This window comes from Paraburkholderia sp. Cy-641, from assembly GCF_011752945.1.
GTDB lineage: Bacteria > Pseudomonadota > Gammaproteobacteria > Burkholderiales > Burkholderiaceae > Paraburkholderia.
This window is the reverse complement of sequence record NZ_VWWM01000015.1, coordinates 85,600-103,170: the sequence shown is the minus strand read 5'-3', so window position 1 is coordinate 103,170 and position 17,571 is coordinate 85,600. Positions and strand designations below refer to the sequence as shown.

The 17,571-nt window shown below is 64.9% G+C and carries 16 protein-coding genes; 10 read left to right on the top strand and 6 right to left on the bottom strand.

Features of this window, described 5'->3' with window-relative positions; genetic code table 11:
• Positions 1-7: 7 nt before the first annotated feature.
• Genes F3J20_RS10215 through F3J20_RS10205 form a run of 3 tightly spaced genes read right to left on the bottom strand, consistent with a single transcriptional unit; the run spans position 8 to position 2,077 of the window.
• Positions 8-766 carry a glucose 1-dehydrogenase gene (locus F3J20_RS10215; protein WP_205193012.1) on the bottom strand — a complete coding sequence of 253 codons (759 nt, stop codon included), beginning with the start codon at positions 764-766 and terminating at the stop codon, positions 8-10.
• Positions 767-826: 60 nt separating this feature from the next.
• Positions 827-1,609 (bottom strand): inositol monophosphatase family protein, encoded by a 783-nt coding sequence (locus tag F3J20_RS10210; RefSeq protein ID WP_167044203.1) that lies wholly within the window; start codon positions 1,607-1,609, stop codon positions 827-829.
• A 42-nt stretch (positions 1,610-1,651) separates the two neighbouring features.
• Positions 1,652-2,077, bottom strand: a complete 426-nt coding sequence (locus tag F3J20_RS10205; RefSeq protein ID WP_167044206.1) for an RbsD/FucU domain-containing protein — start codon at positions 2,075-2,077, stop codon at positions 1,652-1,654.
• A 205-nt stretch (positions 2,078-2,282) separates the two neighbouring features.
• Here F3J20_RS10205 and F3J20_RS10200 point away from each other — a divergent pair, with 205 nt between their 5' ends.
• On the top strand, positions 2,283-3,812 hold the full coding sequence (locus F3J20_RS10200; RefSeq protein ID WP_167044209.1) for an ROK family transcriptional regulator: 1,530 nt from the start codon (positions 2,283-2,285) through the stop codon (positions 3,810-3,812).
• 387 nt (positions 3,813-4,199) lie between these two features.
• Positions 4,200-4,634: a cupin domain-containing protein gene (locus F3J20_RS10195; RefSeq protein ID WP_205193014.1), complete on the top strand. Its 435-nt coding sequence runs from the start codon at positions 4,200-4,202 to the stop codon at positions 4,632-4,634.
• A gap of 78 nt (positions 4,635-4,712) precedes the next feature.
• On the opposite strand, the gene F3J20_RS10190 is transcribed toward F3J20_RS10195, so the two are convergent.
• A complete protein-coding gene (locus tag F3J20_RS10190) occupies positions 4,713-5,678 on the bottom strand; it encodes a sugar-binding transcriptional regulator (RefSeq protein ID WP_167044215.1) in 966 nt (321 codons plus the stop codon).
• Positions 5,679-5,843: 165 nt separating this feature from the next.
• On the opposite strand from F3J20_RS10190, the gene F3J20_RS10185 reads away from it, so the two are divergent.
• From F3J20_RS10185 to F3J20_RS10155, 7 genes are all read left to right on the top strand, one after another.
• Positions 5,844-7,079, top strand: coding sequence for an ABC transporter ATP-binding protein (locus F3J20_RS10185; RefSeq protein ID WP_167283311.1), 1,236 nt, complete (start codon positions 5,844-5,846; stop codon positions 7,077-7,079).
• Positions 7,072-7,992: a sugar ABC transporter permease gene (locus tag F3J20_RS10180; protein WP_167044220.1), complete on the top strand. Its 921-nt coding sequence runs from the start codon at positions 7,072-7,074 to the stop codon at positions 7,990-7,992. The genes F3J20_RS10185 and F3J20_RS10180 overlap by 8 nt, the downstream gene beginning before the upstream one ends.
• Entirely contained in the window at positions 7,989-8,840 is an 852-nt protein-coding gene (locus F3J20_RS10175) for a carbohydrate ABC transporter permease (protein ID WP_167283310.1), read from the top strand. The genes F3J20_RS10180 and F3J20_RS10175 overlap by 4 nt, the downstream gene beginning before the upstream one ends.
• A 150-nt stretch (positions 8,841-8,990) precedes the next feature.
• The gene (locus tag F3J20_RS10170) at positions 8,991-10,256 is read left to right on the top strand and encodes an ABC transporter substrate-binding protein (protein WP_167044225.1); all 1,266 of its coding nucleotides are present in this window, start codon (positions 8,991-8,993) and stop codon (positions 10,254-10,256) included.
• Between the two features lie 13 nt (positions 10,257-10,269).
• Positions 10,270-11,511 carry a phosphonoacetate hydrolase gene (gene phnA / locus F3J20_RS10165; RefSeq protein WP_167283309.1) on the top strand — a complete coding sequence of 414 codons (1,242 nt, stop codon included), beginning with the start codon at positions 10,270-10,272 and terminating at the stop codon, positions 11,509-11,511.
• Positions 11,511-12,788: an alkaline phosphatase family protein gene (locus F3J20_RS10160; RefSeq protein ID WP_240162750.1), complete on the top strand. Its 1,278-nt coding sequence runs from the start codon at positions 11,511-11,513 to the stop codon at positions 12,786-12,788. Before phnA ends, F3J20_RS10160 begins: the two co-directional genes overlap by 1 nt.
• 412 nt (positions 12,789-13,200) lie before the next feature.
• Positions 13,201-14,178: a hypothetical protein gene (locus F3J20_RS10155; RefSeq protein ID WP_167283308.1), complete on the top strand. Its 978-nt coding sequence runs from the start codon at positions 13,201-13,203 to the stop codon at positions 14,176-14,178.
• A gap of 170 nt (positions 14,179-14,348) precedes the next feature.
• Here the strand turns inward: F3J20_RS10155 and F3J20_RS10150 are convergent, their stop codons facing one another.
• Positions 14,349-15,158, bottom strand: coding sequence for an IclR family transcriptional regulator (locus F3J20_RS10150; RefSeq protein WP_167283307.1), 810 nt, complete (start codon positions 15,156-15,158; stop codon positions 14,349-14,351).
• A gap of 249 nt (positions 15,159-15,407) precedes the next feature.
• Between F3J20_RS10150 and F3J20_RS10145 the strand changes: the two genes are divergently transcribed.
• Entirely contained in the window at positions 15,408-16,313 is a 906-nt protein-coding gene (locus tag F3J20_RS10145; RefSeq protein ID WP_167283306.1) for an NAD(P)-dependent oxidoreductase, read from the top strand.
• 4 nt (positions 16,314-16,317) lie between these two features.
• Here F3J20_RS10145 and F3J20_RS10140 read toward each other — a convergent pair whose 3' ends face one another.
• Entirely contained in the window at positions 16,318-17,373 is a 1,056-nt protein-coding gene (locus F3J20_RS10140; RefSeq protein WP_167283305.1) for a Gfo/Idh/MocA family oxidoreductase, read from the bottom strand.
• Between the last annotated feature and the right edge of the window lie 198 nt (positions 17,374-17,571).

The following is a 17,571-nucleotide window of genomic DNA, read 5'->3' as shown; positions in this document are numbered from 1 at the left end:
CCCCACATCACACGGCGGTCCAGCCGCCGTCGATCTTTAGCGTGGCGCCGGTCATCATCGCAGCCGCATTCGAGGCGAGAAACACGACCGGTTCCGCCACGTTCTCCGGTTCGCCGATCTGGCGCAGCGGAATTCGCGCAAGCAGTGAATTGCGCGTGGCTTCGTTCTCGAGCCAGCCTTTGGTGCTGTCCGTCCGGATGAACGTGGGAGCAACGGCGTTGACGCGGATGTGATGCTGCGCCCATTCGACGGCGAGACATTGCGTCATATGAATCATCGCGGCTTTCGTCATGCAGTAGATCGACTCGCCATCGAGAGCGACGAACCCGGCCTGCGATGCAATGTTGATGATCGACCCGCGACCGCGCGTTGCCATCTTGCGCGCGGCGGCCTGAGAGGCGAAAAAAGCCCCCTTGACGTTCAGATCGAACATCGCGTCATAGTCGCCGGTCTTGACCTCCATGGCGGGCGCCGGGCGGCTGTGACCTGCGTTATTGACCAGCACGGACAGCGGACCCAGTTCCGTCTCTACCATCGACACGGCCTGCTCGATCGACTCGATCGACATCATGTCCATCTGCACTGCGACCGCGTTGATGCCGGCATCGCGCAATGCTTGCGCCTCGTCGGCGCCGGCCCGCATGTCGCGGCAGCCGAGCGCCACGGCTGCGCCCGCTTCGCCAAGGGCCTTCGCGCACGCGCGGCCGATTCCTCGTGTCGCGCCCGTGACAAGAGCAATTTCCCCCTTCAATGCAAAGGGGTTCACCGAATTCTCCTGCACTGTTCCTCTCCTTGATAAAACGACCGGATGCATTCCACGCTTTGGCTATACGCTCAGCACGGTTTCGAGCCAGCCACGCAGTCCCGGCGTGCAGGCAACGACCTGATTGCCCCGCGTGAGACATTCTTTCGTGAGGAAGTCATTGACCCATCCGCCCGCTTCTTCGACGAGCAGGACGGCCGCCGCCGCATCCCATGAGTTGATATGCAGTTCGCAGTAGGCATCCTGCCGCCCCATGGCCACATAGGCGATACCGAGCGCGCCGGAGCCGCGCCGCTTTACGCCCGCGCCCAATGAATGCAGCGTCTCCAGAACTTTGGCATAAGGCTCGAACGGAACGCGCGACGACCACCCGAGTTCGACGACGGACTGACGTATGTCCGCAATCGCGCTGACCTTGATGGGCTGCCCATTCATGGTGGCGCCGTGCCCTTTGCGCGCGGCAAACAACTCGTCGAGCATCGGGTCGTACAGCACGCCGATCTCCGTCTTGCCATGCTGGACAAATGCAATCGACACGCAGAAATAAGGCACGCCGCGCGCGAAATCGGCCGTTCCGTCGATCGGGTCGACGATCCACACGCGATCGCCGACTTCGCCGCCACTCTCTTCGCCGAAAAAGCCGTCGTCGGGAAACGAGGCGGCCAGTCGCGCAGCAATCAGTCGCTCGACTTCTCCATCCGTTTCAGTCAGATAGTCCTGAGGACCTTTGAACTTGAAACTCAATGCATCGTCGCGCGCAAGGAAACGCCTGCGGATCAGCTGCCCCGCCTCTCTGGCAATCGCACACGCGGCCAGAAACCGCAAATTCATCAACGCATCAGTCATGAAGTCCTCCGTTTAACCGGCATGCTGCCCCCTGTTTGCCGCTCACAGCGGCAAGGTGCCTTTGCGCAACAGCATATTCCCGTACACGCGCGCCTCGCCAGTCACGACGATGGCTACCGCTTTCGCGGCCCGCACCTTGAACTCGGCCGCCGGCAACGAATCGACCCCGAGATGCGGCGCGTGGGTGTTCGCAATCGAAATGAAATCGCTCATGACCGGCAGGATTTCGGCCGGCTGGTTGCGTACCTCCATGCGGGTGATCGTCTGTGCGCCTTTGTCGAGCGGCAAAACCGAAAGAATGGCGTCGAGTACACGCGGACCGTCGGCGCCGTCCTGCCGAATGATTTGCGGACCGGCGCTCAACACCGGGTAGTTGCGATCGACGATCGCAATATCCTCGCCGTGCCCCATGGCACGCAGCACCGCAAGCAGTTCCGGGCCGAGAAGCGGGTCGATATTCCTGAGCATGTTGTTTCCTGTCAAACGTTGAGATGGACGAAATACGTCGGCGGCAGCCACGCATCGGCAGCGAGATTGCACTCTATTTGTTTGTATTTTAAACAAATATAAAAATCGATGTATTCGGGGTTAACGCGCTTATTTTTGTCATATACATACATTTGAAATGCGATAAGGATGCGTTTAGAATGCAAAAAATAGCCAGGATCGCACGATGCAGCCTCCCCAATCACTCCGCTTAGCCATTACCGGGATCGAAGCCGGCAACAAGGCCGCCAGGCTGCGCAGCGTCCTGCCCGACATCGAGCAGCGCCTGAGCGCCGGCGCGCGCATTTCAGACGTCGTGAAGGTGCTGAACGAAAATGGGCTCGCCATCACCACCGCGACGTTGAAGAGCTACCTGTACAGGTTTCGCAAAGCCGCGCGGGAGAAGCAGTTCGATCCCCACTCGGCACGGCCGGCGGCCGTGCCCGGAGACTGGACCACCCCTGCCCCGCCTTCGCGCGTGGACAGCCCAACGCCCGAGGCGGCGCCACAGGAAACCGCCTCGACAACCCCCATGCTGCTGCGCCATATCAATACGGCGCGATGTCTGCGGCAGCTTGAGCGCGGTGTCACGCTGAGTCGTGCGGATCTTTCGCGAGAGTTGGGGCTGACGCGTGCAACGATTGGACACGCCGTCAAGGAGTTGATCGACTCGGGGCTGGTTGTCGAAACGTCCGACCGCGTGGAGGGCGGCCGGCCTGGCCGGCCAGGATCAGGGATACGTCTGAATCCGCAGGGCGCCTACGCCATCGGAATCGATATATCCAGCCTCAACCTGACGGCGGTGATGGTCGATCTGGAAATGCGCATCGCGCATCGGCTCAGCGATTCCATCGAGGCTCATGCGGACAACGTCGAACGCGTGGTCGAGCAGATCGCGAACCTGTCCGCACGTCTTCTGCAGGAGAGCGGCGTCGAGCCGAGCCGCGTTCAGGGCCTGTGCGTTTCGGTGCCGGGACTCGTCGATCGCGGCGGTCGCGTGGTCATCGCACCGTTCCTGCGCTGGCGCGATGTGCCGTTGAAACAGATACTGTCCGCACGCAACGATCTGGCGTGGCCCATCACGGTTTGCAACGACGCCGTCGCCTTTGCGAACGCCGAACGCACGATGGCTCGCGAGCAGGATGCGCAAAACATGCTGCTGATTCTGCTGACCGAAGGTCTCGGTGGCGCGATCGTTCAGCAGGGACGCATCCTCGAAGGTGCGCGCGGCTACGCGGGCGAACTGGGGCATATGGTGATGGGGGCGACTCCGGGCGCGATCGCGTCGCACACGTTCGAACTGCTCGCGGGCTATGAACGTTTCCGCGCGTTCCTGCCGAAAGATCAGAGTTTCGAGCGCGGTCTCGAATGGCTGGCACGCACGGACCATACCGGCCGCACACCTGCACTCGAAGAAACATTCGATGAATGGGCGAACGTCCTGACAACGGGCATCCTGAATCTTGTCTATGTGCTGGACCCCGGAAAGATCGTCCTTGGTGGACCGTTGAGCATATTGTTCCCTCGCGTCGAACAGAGGGTGAAACGGGCGCTGGCGAGCAACCTCATGCACGGCTTCACGGCGCCGCCGATCTACATCACACGGCTCGGCGTGGACGGAGCCGCTATCGGCGCCGCTTCCGTCGTCAGGAACCAGCTATTTGCGTTGCCGAGCCTGAATGGTTCCGGTGCGGGTAGTGATCTTCGAGCCTTTTAGCTTTGTCCTTGATCTTTGGGCCGCTTCGAAGACGTCCACCGCCGCACACACCGTACGCATTGCCGCTGCCCCGTCTTTCCCCTTGACTGCCGCTGTGGTTGATCGCTGACGCAGCTTCGCATCACAGCTATTTGCTTCGTCATTGCGCCCCCCTGCTCTCCGTTGAACTGGTAAGAATGGGGCACGCTGCCAGTCACCCATGCCGTCTCCAGAGCAGACATTCAACCATCCTGAGTAAAATCACGAAACCCGGTTATCGGCAACCACGCAAGCGCCCCGCCGTACACTTCTTTTGATTATCTGATCGCATCCATGAACACTGCTCAACACCCACTCCCCGCCGTCATGCAAAGCACTCCTCCCGAATATATTTTTATGGGGGTTCGCATGAGAGTGCTTCTCTCGTCGGCACAAACCGGCGGCCAGTTTTCGATGATCGAAGGCATCATGCCGCCGGGTGGCGACGGCGGCTTGCATATTCATCATCGCGAAGACGAGTCGATGTTCATCATCGAAGGTGAAATGGAAGTCACGATCGGAGACAAAGTCGAAATACTGAGCGCCGGCTCCTCCTACTTCGCGCCGCGCGGCGTGCCGCAACGGCTGCGCAACCTCGGCGAAAAGCCCGTGCGCTGCATCGTGACCACCACGCCCGGCGGTTTCGACGAATTCATTGCTCAAGCGGGTATCCCTCTGGACGGCGCGGCCGGCGCCGGCGCCGCGGAAATCCCGGCGCAACCGCCCACGCCGGAACAGATGGCGGGCTTGCTGCGTCTCGCCGAATCGTTTGGGATCGAGATTCTGCTGCCGCCCGGCGCCTGATTTCCACAGGCTCGAACGGCCCTCAAAAGGCCGTTCGAAGACGATGCGGCACAGGGCACATCGCGCCGGGTGCCGCCGTCATAGCAACGCGACCGCGGTTGCCTCGTCGGTAATCAGCACATGGACGAGCCCGGCCCGGATCGCCCCGCGAATGATCGACACCTTCTGCAATCCGCCCGCAGCCAGGATCAGCTCGGGAATCGCTCGCAGGTCCTCCAGAGCAGGGTTGATCGTGCGCGCGGCCAGCGGATGATCGACCAGTCGTCCGTCGGCGTCGAGATAATGCCCGCAGATGTCGCCGGCCGCGCCGGCATCGCGTAGCGACTGGCAGGCCGCTTCCGAAATCACGCCATATTCGAGCATCTTCGACTGCGGCGAGAGATCGGTCGCGCTCAGCAACGCCATGTCGACGTGCCTCGCCATCTCCAGCACGCTGCGAACGGGCTCGCTGCGAACGAGCGCGTCGCGCAGTTCGGCCGTCTCCGCATGCAGCGGCGCCGTCATGTAGTAGCAGGTTGCGTCCAGCATCCGCGCGAACAAAGCCGCGTTGTCGTAGGGATTGATGCGCGTGCTGCGCGCAAGGCCGCCGCACATCAACACCACGGTATTGTCCATCTGCTGCCGCCGTATGACGTTCTGCGCGGCGGCGTTGATCGTGCCGCCCCAACTGATGCCTAGCGTGGCGCCCTGCCCGAGTTGGCTGGAGACGTACTGGCCCGCCGCCGCGCCGACCACCGGACGCAAGTCGTCGGCATCTTCGGGCGTCGGCACCACGATCGCGCGGCGCAGATCGTAAGCCTCGGTCAGCCGCACTTCCAGCTCGACATAAGCACCCACCGGGCTATTGATCGTGATCTGCACGAAGCCGCTGGCGCGCGCCTCGTTGAGCACGCGATTCACGCGCTTGCGCGTGAGACCCATGCGCAACGCAATCGCCTCCTGGGTTTGCCCCTCCTTGAAATACGCCCAGCAAATGCGCGCCATCACCTGCGCGTCGATCGATTGCCCCTCGTCTGCGGAAGGGGCGTTCCTGTGGCGTTCCATGCGCGATTTTCTCCGTTGTCCTTGCAGGCTCGCCGTGACGCGGCAAGCCGGCGGTGTGCAACGGTATCACCTTCCGGCGCATGAGCACAAATGGGTTTTCGCAGTCACAAAAGGGTAACGTTACAAATGTACCTTAGCGAACTCAAATGAGCTTCGGGTATTCGGATGAACAAGATCCCTGACACGATGGGCGCCGCCGGCACGCGGCGCGCGCGAGGCGGCATCGAGCTTGCGGGCGTGTCGCGCCGTTACGGCACGTACGTCGCCGCCGACCAGATCGACCTGACAATCGGCGAAGGCGAGTTCGTCGCCCTGGTCGGGCCGAGCGGATGCGGCAAGTCCACCCTGCTGCGCATGGTCGCCGGACTCGACTGGCCCGATAGCGGCACCATTCACATCGGCGGCCGCGACACGGCTACGCTCGGCCCGTCCGCGCGCGACGTGGCGATGGTGTTCCAGAACTACGCGCTCTATCCGCACCTGACGATCCGCGAGAACATCGCGACGCCGCTCGCCCTACGCGAGCTACGTGTGTGGGAGCGTGTGCCGCTCGCCTGGCGGCTCTCGGCCGCGAGCCGCCGGCGCCGCGCCGCGATCGACACGAAAGTGCGCGAAGCGGCCGAGTCGCTCGGCATCGGCGCGCTGCTCGAACGCAAGCCCGCCGCGCTATCCGGCGGCCAGCGCCAGCGCGTGGCGCTCGGGCGCGCGATCGTCCGGCAGCCGGCCGTTTTTCTCTACGACGAGCCGCTGTCGAACCTCGACGCCGAATTGCGCGCCAGCATGCGCGGCGAGATCGTCGAGTTGCACCGGCGGCTCGGCGTGGCCACGCTCTACGTCACGCACGACCAGGTGGAAGCGATGACCATGGCGGATCTCATCGCGGTCATGCGCGCCGGCCGCATCCTGCAACTGGGCACGCCGGCGGAGCTGTACGCACAGCCCTGCTCGATCGAAGTGGCGCGCACCATCGGCACACCGGTCATCGGCCTGCTGCCGGCCAGCGTTCGCACGGCCAGACAAACCCTGAGCGCGGCGGACGGCTGCATCCTGCCGCTCGCCGTCGATCTGCCCGAAGGCACGGCGCTCACGCTCGGCCTGCGCGCCGAGCACCTCACGCTGGTCGAGGCGAGCTGCCCCGGCGCCCTGCCGGCACGCGTGCTCAACCTCGAATATCTCGGCGCCGACACGCTGATTCACGTCGCCGTGGACGGCGCGGCCGGCGCGCCGCCCGCGCGCCTCGCGGTGCGTGTGTCCGGCATGCCGAACGCCCATGCACGTATCGGCGAAACCTGCGGATTGCAGGCCGATCTCGCGCGTGCGGTCGTGTTCGACGCGGACGGCCAGCGCGTCGCGCAAACCGGTCGGCCTGCGGCTCACGGCATGCGGGTGGTGCATGGCTAAGCCGCTGCGCGCAAGCTCCCCCGCCCTCGCTTTGCCGACCGCGAGACCCTCGCGCACGCCCGTGATCGTCCTGTTCGCGGGCCCGGCCGTGCTGCTCGGCCTCGCCACGCTGATCCTGCCGCTCGTCGCCGTGATCGTGCTGGCCTTCACCGACTACCGGCTCGGCGCATCGCACGTCGATTTCATCGGACTGCAGAACTTCGCGTCGCTGGCACACGACCCGGTGCTGCAACGCTCGTTCGCCAACACGCTGCTCTACACGGCACTGGTGGTGCCGGCCTCGACCGTGCTCGGCCTCGGCCTTGCCCTGCTGATCGACGCACGCACGAGCCTGCGCTCCCTGTATCGCACCCTGCACTTTCTGCCCGTGATGGCCGCCACGATCGCGATTGCGGTGGTGTGGGAGTTCATGCTGCATCCGAGCTTCGGGCTCGTGAACCTGCTGCTCGCGCGCGTCGGCATTGCCGGCCCGCACTGGCTCGAAGACCCGCGCACGGCGCTGCTCTCGCTCGCGCTGATCGGCATCTGGCAGGCCACCGGCTTCAACATGGTGCTGTTCCTCACCGGCCTGACCGGCATTCCCGCGCAGTACCGCGAAGCGGCCGCCGTGGACGGCGCGGCGAGCGGCTGGACCCGCTTCTGGCTCGTCACCTGGCCGTTGCTGCGGCCCATCACGGGCTTCGTGGTGGTGATCTCGACGATTCGCTCGTTCCAGTTGTTCGAAACCGTCTACGTCATCACCGGCGGCGGGCCGCAGAAGTCCACCGAGGTGCTGCTCTTCACGATGTTCAGCGAAGCATTCGAATTTTTCCGCACGGGCCGGGGCGCCGCCATCGCCGTGCTCTTTCTTCTGCTGGTGGGCGTGCTCACGCTCGTCAAATTCCGCTTTTCGAGCGACCGGAGCGCTTCATGAACCCTTCGCGCAAGCCTCGTCTCGCCGGGCTGGGCGGTTCGCTGCTGCGTCATGCCCTGCTCGGCATCAGCAGTCTCGTGTCGCTCGCGCCGTTCGCCTGGATGCTCTCGACGGCCTTCAAGCCGGCCAACGAAATCTTCTCGCGCCAGTTGCATCTGCTGCCGCAGCACTTCGCCGGATGGCAGAACTTCGCCACCGTGTTCGCAAGCGTGCCGATGCTGCGCTACCTCGCCAACGGCATACTCGTCGTTGTCCTGATCTTTTCCTTGCAGCTGGCGATCGCTTTGCCGTGCGCCTACGTGCTCGCCAAGCTGCCGTTTCGCGGCCGCCGCCTGCTGTTCGACGCGGTGCTGTTCTGCCTGATGCTGCCGCCCCAGGCAGTGGCGATCCCGCAGTTCCTGCTCGCGCAGCAGCTCGGCCTCGTCGACAGTTACTGGGCGCTCGCGCTGCCCTACGGCGTTTCCGCGTTCGGCATCTTCCTGCTGCGCCAGTATTTCCGCACCGTGCCCGACGAGTTGCTCGACGCGGCCCGCCTCGACGGCTTCAGCGAGTTCGCCATCGTGTTCCGGTTGATGCTGCCCGTCGCGCTGCCCGCCGTGACGGCCTTCGGCATCTTTTCGGTGAGCGCGCACTGGAACGAGTTCTTCTGGCCGCAGATCGTGCTGTCGTCGCCTGACAAGCTCACGCCGCCGCTCGGCATCGCGTTCTTCCGCAACGAGGAAGCGGGCACCGACTACGGCGCGCTGATGGCCGCCGCCGCGATCGTGGTGGCGCCGCTAGTGCTGGCGTTCCTGCTGGCGCAGCGCCGCTTCATCGAAGGCATCGCGCTCTCCGGCATGAAAGGCTGAGGCGCGCCGCGCCCGCGCGTTTCCGCCGGGCGGTCCTTTTCCGTATCGACCCATATCGGCCTCGACCGTATCGACCACCGGCCGCGCACCGCGCCGCGGCCTCATCACAGGAGTCACGCAGTGAAAACACGCAGAACCCGCCTCAGGCAGATGTTCGCCGTGATCGCCATGGCAGTGGGCTCGTTCGCCGGCCTCGGCGTGCAGCCGGCCGCAGCCGCCCAAACCGAGCTGACGGTGCTGTACGCCTTCCCCGACCTGTTCCGCCCGGCCATGGACGATCTCGCCAAACGCTTCATGGCGGCTAACCCGGACGTGCGCATCGTGTACCGCGCGCCCGCGCCGGAGTACGAGCAGGTGCTGCAAACCGTGCTGCGCGAATCGGTGGCAGGCACGCAACCCGATGTGGTGATGCAGGGGCTCAACAACATCCGCGCCCTGTCCGATCAGGGCAGCGCGGTGCCGCTCGATCCGCTCATCGCCGCGGACAAGGATTTTGCCTCGCAGGGCGACAGCCCCGCGATGCTGGCGGCCGGCAAGGTGAAGGGCCGCAGCTACGCGCTGCCGTTCGCGATCTCGCTGCCGGTGCTCTACTACAACGCCGATCTCGTGCGCCGCGCGGGCGGCGACCCGTCCCATCTGCCGACCACCTGGGACGGCGTGACGGCGTTGGCGAAGAAGATCAATGCGCTGGGCTCCGGCACCAACGGCATCTTCTACGCGTGGGACGAGACCGGCAACTGGATGTGGCAGTCGCTGGTCCTGAGCCGCGGCGGCAGCATGCTCGACGCCAGCGAACGCAAGGTGGCCTTCGACGGCAAGGAGGGCCAGTGGGCCATCGGCCGGCTTGCGCGGCTGGTCACACAAGCCGGCATGCCGTACCTGACCCACACGGCGGCGCGCCAGCAGTTCGCGGCGGGCAGCCTCGGCATCTTCGCCACCTCGACCTCCCAGCTCGCGACGATCCAGAAGATCACCGCCGGTCATTTCCAGCTGGCGGTCGGCACGTATCCCGATCTCAAGCCGGGCCTTTCGCATCTGCCCGCCGGCGGCAACGGCCTGATGATCACCGCACGCGATCCGGCCAAGCAGCAGGCCGCCTGGCGCTTCATCCGCTTTGCCACCGAGCCGGCGCAGGCCGCCGAGGTCGCACGCCGCACCGGCTATTTTCCGCCGAACGAAAAAGCGGGCGCCCTGCTGAAGGACTTCTACAAGGCCAACCCGAACTTCGCGGTGGCGGTGCAGGAACAACCCTATGCGACGGCCTGGTACGCATTCCCCGGTCCGAACGGGCTGAAGGCGATCGACGTGATCAAGGACAGGCTGGAGAGCGTGGCGAGCGGCCAGCGCGCCGGCGACGCCGACAAGGTGCTCACCGAGATGGCGACCGACGTCCAGGCTTTGCTGCCGCAACGATAAACAGGAGAACATCATGACCAACGCAGTTCGCACACTCGAAGTCAACGGCCGGCGCTACGCGCTGCCTAGGCAGCCGACCGTGGTCGCCTGCGTGGATGGCCTCGACCGGACCTATCTCGACGCCGCCTTCGAACGCGGCATCGCGCCGTTCCTGCAATCGCTGCATGCGCGTGGCTGGTGCCGCGCCGCGCGGTGTGCGATGCCGAGCTACACCAATCCCAACAATCTGTCGATCGTCACCGGCGTGGCGCCGTCGGTGCACGGCATCGCCGGCAACTACTTCTACGACGAGGCGGCCGGCGCCGAGGTCATGATGAACGACCCGGCCTTCCTGCGTGCACCGACCATCCTCGCCGAGCTGGCCGGGGCCGGCGCGCGCGTGGCCGTGGTCACCGCGAAGGACAAGCTGCGCCGCATGCTCGGCCATGGTCTTCCCGAGAGCCCGGGCGCGCTGTGCTTTTCGGTCGAAACGGCGGGCCCGGCGGCAGCCGGCTTCCTGCCGTCCCCGCTGCCGCCGATCTACAGCGCCGCTGCCAGCGAGGCGGTTTTCAGCGCCGGCGTGCTCCTGCTCCAGCGGTGGAAGCCCGACTTCCTCTATCTGTCGACCACCGACTATATCCAGCACAAGTACGCGCCCGGCGAAACCGAGGCCAATCAGTTTCTCGCCATGCTCGACCGCCATCTGGCCGCCATGCACGAGCTCGGCGCGCGCCTCGTGCTCACCGCCGACCACGGCATGGGCGCGAAGAGCGACGCGGCGGGACAGCCCAACGTGCTGTTCCTCGCCGACCGGCTCGACGCGGCCCTGCCCACGCTGAAAGCCCGCGTGGTGCTGCCGATTACCGATCCCTACGTGCGCCATCACGGCGCCCTCGGCGGTTTCGCGACGGTCTATCTGCATCATGACGGCGACGGCGCCAATGCCGCCGATATCGCTGCCGCGCGCACGCTGCTCGCCGGCCTGCCCGGCATCGACGCGGTGCTCGACCGCGAGGAAGCAGCGGCCTCGCTGGAACTGCCGGCGGACCGCATCGGCGACCTCGTCGTGCTGGCCGGCCCCGCGCACGTGCTGGGCACGCGCGTCGCGGAACACGATCTGTCCGGTCTCGACCGGCCGCTGCGCTCGCACGGCAGCCTCCATGAGCAGCCGGTACCGCTCATTTCCAGCTTCGAGCCGGCGGACGAATTCACCGGCCGCGCGCTGCGCAACTTCGACGCCTTCGCGGTCGCTCTCGCCGGGGAGCACGGCAACTGATGGCGAATCTGCAACGACGAGTCGTCATGGTCTGCTGCGACGCGCTGGGACGCGACTGGATCAACCCGGACCTCACGCCGGCCCTGCATGCGCTACAGCGGACGGCGCTGCATTGCTCGGCGTACCGGGCAGTCTTTCCCTCCGTCACGCGGGTGTCGGCGGCCTCGATCGCCACGGGCTGCCGGCCGAGCCGGCATGGACTGCACGGCAACCGTATGGGCTTGCTGGAAGCGGGCCGGGTGAGTATCTACGACGTCGGCAAACCCGATTTCCGCGCCCACATGAGGCGCGCCACCGGACAGACCTTGCGCGTGCCCACACTCGCCGAGCGCGTAGCCAAACACGGCGGCTTCGTCGCGTTCTCCAACGTGTCGCCCGGCGCCGCCTATTTTCTGGACCCCGAACATTTCGGCCACGTCTATCATCGAGCCGGCTCGTACGCGCCGGGCGGCCACGCTCTGACCGGCGAAGCGGCATTGCGGATCGAGCAGGATTTCGCCGGCGACTGGAGCATGACGCAACGCTTCTGCTCCGAGGCATTGGCCGGCTCGCGTCCCGCCGTGGCGCTGCTCTGGCTCGCGCATCCCGACGCGACGCTGCACGGCGCGCCGCTCGGCTCGCCGCAGCATCTCGAAGCGCTGCGCCATGCCGACCGTTGCGTGGCCGAAGTGGTGCGCACCGTGCGCGAACTGCGCGCGAGCGGCGACGACATCCTGCTGCTGGCGGGCTCCGATCACGGGCAGGAAAGCATCGGCGGCAGCATCGACATCGAAGCCTGGCTGGCGGCACAGGGGCTCGCGGCGGCGCTCGAAAGCGGCGCCGTCGCGGTGGCGGGTCAAGGCACCGCCGCCGTGCTCTATGCGACTCCGGCGGGACGGCCAGCGCTCGAAGCGGTGCTCGATGCGCTCAGCGAGGAACCGTGGGCCGATTCGGTCGAAACCGGCGACACGCTATGCGCGCGCGGACTCGCGCCGCAAGACGGCATCGTCGCGGCGGTGAACATGGCGTGCCTCGATGCGGCTAATCCATACGGCATGCGCTGGACCGTGGCCGAGCCCGGCAAAACGCGCGTCGACGGACACGGCGAACACGGTGGCTGGGGCGCGGACGAGACACGGCCGTTCCTGATGATCGAGCATGCGCAGCAGACTGCGGGCACCGTGGTCCGCGACACCAGTCTCGTGGACGTCGCGCCGACCATACTGGATTTTCTGGGCCTGCCGGCTGGCGGTATGGATGGCGTGTCGTTGTGGCGTGAGAGTGCGATGGCTGGCTGAGGCTGCTGGCTGGCCGTGTGCGTCGAGTCGGGAGGTGTGGTGAGGTCGGTTAGTCGTCTGATGCAACCCGCAAAAAGGTCGCTCATCTCAAACGTCTATTTCAGCTGCCCAATTTGACAGCAACGCGTTATCGGAACCCCGCAGACGTTCGTGATCTGCGCAAGAGCTTCGCGTCGAGTCATGTCTGGGGTGAAGCGTGCATTAAAGTCAACGTGAAACAATACGATTGCCCCGTGCGCTCGTCTGCGCGTTACTTCTCTCCAACCTTGCCGGAGAATACGTCATGCCAATAATCCGACTGTCGCCATCGGGCGGGCCCATAGGCCACGCTGCCTCTCCGGTCAGGCCTGAAAGTCATCCAAAGTCGGATGTCACTCAACCTACGACTCTAGAGGGGGTATTGTCGGAACTCATGAGCCGGCCGCCCCAGCCGCGCACCTCGCGAAAAATAGCGCTTCCCAAACGCGACCCCAGCAGCAACGGTCCAAGCGCCATCCGGGCCGAGATGGCGGGGTACTTGTTCCTCCGTGCGGCAAAAAGACAACATGTAGAAGGTGCTGACCTTGCCGATCTGGAAAATGGACAGAAAGCACTTGAACTGACCCGCGAAGCGTTAAATCACGGCCGTGGCAATGTCAAAAGCGACTCACCAGCGGCCATCGTCCGCATGGTTGCCGCTCGAACGCTCATGACCAGGAAAATACCCGCAGGACCGGCGTTCGAACAGCTATTCGGAGGCCGGACTGACGCAGTTGCCCAAACCGCAAAGGCAGCGGCAACTGCAATGTTCACGAAAGCGGGAAATTGCGGCGAACATTCCATAGTCGCTGCGGCGATGCTTGGCGCTGTCATGGAACCTGATCAGAGCGCTCAACTGGTGAGTGACCTCCATAAGGACCATGCGTGGACGGAACTCGCCCGTTATCCGGCGTCAGAGCAGCGACATCCTGATAATGTGGTGGTTGATCCGTGGGCGGATGGGCCGGCAATCTTCGCGGAAGACGGTAAGTACTCCAGTGAGTACGACCCTGTCGTGCTTGCGTCTTTTAGTTCACTCGAGGCGAAGGATATCTTGGCCGAGGCCCAAAAAGGCGTTGCGGCCCTGGCTGGGTTCACATCGCCTTCAGAAGCAGTCAATGAAACTTACGCACGGAATCTCAGGCCCAGTGCGCCAGAGTGGACTCCCGAGCCCGTGCTGGACCAATACTCAGCGAGTTACGACCTCTATCACCTGGAGAAGTCCAGAGATAAGGAGACGATCGGACTGCGCAAAGAGATCCTGGCTGCTGGCGTCGCGAGATCTTTGGGGGCGAACGTCGCCAACGCCGCGGCAATCGCGCCTGAGATCATCAAGGAGGCTTATACGCTGAGTGGCAAAAAAATCACCTAAAAAATCAGAGATGGGCCCGGAAACTCGGTCAGATTGGTCTTTACCGCTGGAGCAGTTCAATCACAAGCACACCCTAAAAAATCGTCTAGCTTTTTGGGTGCAGTTCATCGTCAGGTGGCCACGATACTCCCAGGCGCTTCAACGGAACTCAAGGTGAATTGTCTGGCCGCTTACGTTTGATCGGCACTGGCCACGATACTCTGCTTGAAATATCGCGAAGTCAGCGTGGCCGCGCCCATATCCGTTGCCGCTTCCAGCAAATGCGGCGCGAGCTCTTTCAGACGCGACTCCGGCAAGCGAGTACTCGGACCCGCGAGGCTCACGATGCCCACGACCTCATGAGTAACGGGATTGCGCACCGCCGCCGCAATCGACGTCATACCGGCCTCGTAGGTCTCGATAGCGACACCGTAGCCGCGCTGACGCGCGCCGTTCAGGTCCTTCAGGAATTGCTGGATCGTCTTCGGCGCACGCGGCGCGTTCCGCGCTTTCGCACCGAGCCCCCCCTGCCTCGACACCAGTTCGATCGCGCGCTCGTCCGGCAGCGTGGCAAGCCACGCCTGGCCGCTGGCCGTGCAATGCAGCGGCGGGTTGCTGCCCATGTCCGGGTCGTAGCGCAAGCCCGACTTCGCTCCCTGCGCCTTGCCGACGAAGGTAAGGTGATCGCCCTCCACCACGCCAAGCCGCGCCAGTTCGCCCGATGCCTCGGCCAGCCGGTCCAGTACCGGCTGCGAAATGTCGAACACCCCGCTCGTCGAGAGATAGATCAACGCCAGTGAAACGAGCTTCATGGCAAGCAGATACTCGCCATGCTCTTCGTCCTGGCGCACGAAGCCCTCGTCGATCAGCATCGAGAGGAGCCGGTGCGTGCCGCTGCGCGGAATGTTCAGCGTGTCCGCAATCGTGGCCAGCGGCATGCGGCCGCCATTCTTCGCCAACAGTTCGAGCACGGCCAGCGCACGCTCAAGATTCCCTGCCATTTAGCTTTCTCATCGTTATCGTAATAGCCAAATGAGAACACAATTCCACACTGGAATTCAAGCAGATTCGCATGAGCCTGCTTGCCGTCCATGCCCTGGATTCACGGTCGCAAACCACCCCTCGTGACGCGCACGCCCGAACAGCACCGCCGCGCCAATTTGTGGAATTAATTTTCTATATGGAATAGTATTCAACAAATACAGCTCGGCAAAAATTTGCGACTTGATCAACGACATGGAGACAGGACAATGCGGGTACTGATCACGGGCGGCAGCGGTTTTCTGGGGGCGTGGATCATGAAGCGGCTGCTGGCGCGCGGCATGGACTGCGTCGCGTTCGACCTGCGCGCGAACGCGCGGCTCATCGAGACGCTGTCGCCCGAGCGCGCGGCCTCGGTGCAGTGGCGCACCGGCGATATCGCCAGCGCGGACGACACCGCCCGTGCGCTCGAAGGCTGCGACGCGGTCATTCATCTCGCGGGCATCCTCACGCCCGATTGCGCGGTGAATCCCGTGCGCGGCGCACAGATCAACCTGCTCGGCACGCTGAACGTGTTCGATGCCGCACGCGCGGCGGGTATACGCCGCGTGCTCTACGCGAGCAGCGCGGGCGTGTTCGGCCCCGACGACGGCGCGACGCCGCTGCCGCAAACGCACTATGGCGCCTTCAAGCTCGCCTGCGAAGGCTCCGCCCGCGCGTACTGGCACGACCACGGCATCGCGAGCATCGGCTTCCGGCCGCTCGTGGTCTACGGCGCGGGGCGCGAATCGGGCTCGAGCGCGGGACCGAGCCTCGCCTGCCGCGCGGCCGCGCGCGGCGAACGCTATACGATTCCGTTCGGCGGCTCGACGGGCCTCATCTTCGCCGACGATGTCGCCGCGGCCTACGAAACAGCGCTGCTGCACGACTTCGAGGGCGCGCACGCGTTCACGCTGGCGGGCGAGATAACGCCGATCAGCACGCTGATCGACAGGATCACGGCGATCGTTCCGGGTGCGCAAATCGATGCGAGCGGGCCGCCGCTGCCGATCGCCAGTGCGTTTCCCCATGATCCCGCGCTCGCGCGCCTGCTGCCCGGCCTGCCGCAAACCTCGCTCGAAGACGGCCTGCGCGAGACCGTGGCGTTCTATCGCCACGGTCATCAGCCATCCTGAGTATTTATCGCCGCACGGCTTCAGCGAGATCGAGCGCAATGGGCGCGCGTGCCGCAGCCGCCTGGTGCACCGCCAGTGTCGCCGCGAGCGTGCGCGCGCCGTCGTCCACGGCACACACCGGCGCCTCCTCGCCTGCGATCACCGCGGCGAAGTGGCGCAATTGCTCGTGATACGGATCACCCGCATGCGGCGTGCTGCGCTCCACCGTCAACGGCTCGTGCCAGCCCTTGCCGCTGCGGTATTCCCACACGTCGAGCTGCGGCAGCGTGAGCGACGCGTCCGTGCCGATCAGGAAGTGCGTGTTCTCCTGCTGACGCGGGTAATGCGCGGCCTCACCCGCCACGAGGTCCCAGTTCCACGGCGCGGCCGCCGTGTCGGACACGACGAGCGTGCCAAGCGCGCCGCTCGCGAAACGCAGCAGCACGGCAGCCGTATCTTCCACCGCGAAACCGCGCACGCCGCTCGACGTCTGCGCCTGCACCTCGACGATCTCGCCGAACAGAAACCGCATGATGTCGATGTCGTGAATCAGGTTGATGAGCACGGGACCGCCGCCGGTCTCGCGGCGCCACTGCACGCCGAAGTAGCCGTCGGGCTTGTAGAAGGTGGCAAGCGCGTTGGCCGCCACCGGCTTGCCGAGCCGCCCCGACTGCACGATCTCGCGCGCGCGGCGCAGGATCGGATTGTGGCGGCGATGGTGGCCCACCAGCAACGGCACGTTCGCCTCGCGCGCGGCGCGGTCCAGCCGCAGTGCGTCCTCCACGCGATCGGCGACGGGCTTTTCGAGCAACGCCGGCACGCCGCGCGCGACGCACGCGAGACCGACATCCACATGCGTCGCGTTCGGCGTGGCGACGATAGCGCCTTCGGGGCGCACTTCGTCGAGCAGCGCCGCGTAGTCGGCAAACCAGCGCAGCCCTTCGGCACGCGCGAACTGCTCTGCGGCCGGCGATGGGTCCGCGATCGCCACCACTTGCGCATGCGGATGCAGCCGCGCGCGCTCTACATGCATCCGGCCGATCGCACCCGCGCCGATCACCGCCATACGTCTCCTTGCCATTGCGCATCTCTCCTTGCTTCGGTTGAACAGATCGGCACCGGAGCGCCGCTACGGGTGATTACCCCGATACCTTGAAATTCTCTTTAATTGTTGAATACTATTCCACTTTGAATCAAGATTCACTTTGGCTTTTTTCGGGCACAACCGTTTTGCGCGATGTGCCGACCACAACGAAGCAGGCCCTTCAAACGGGGCAGG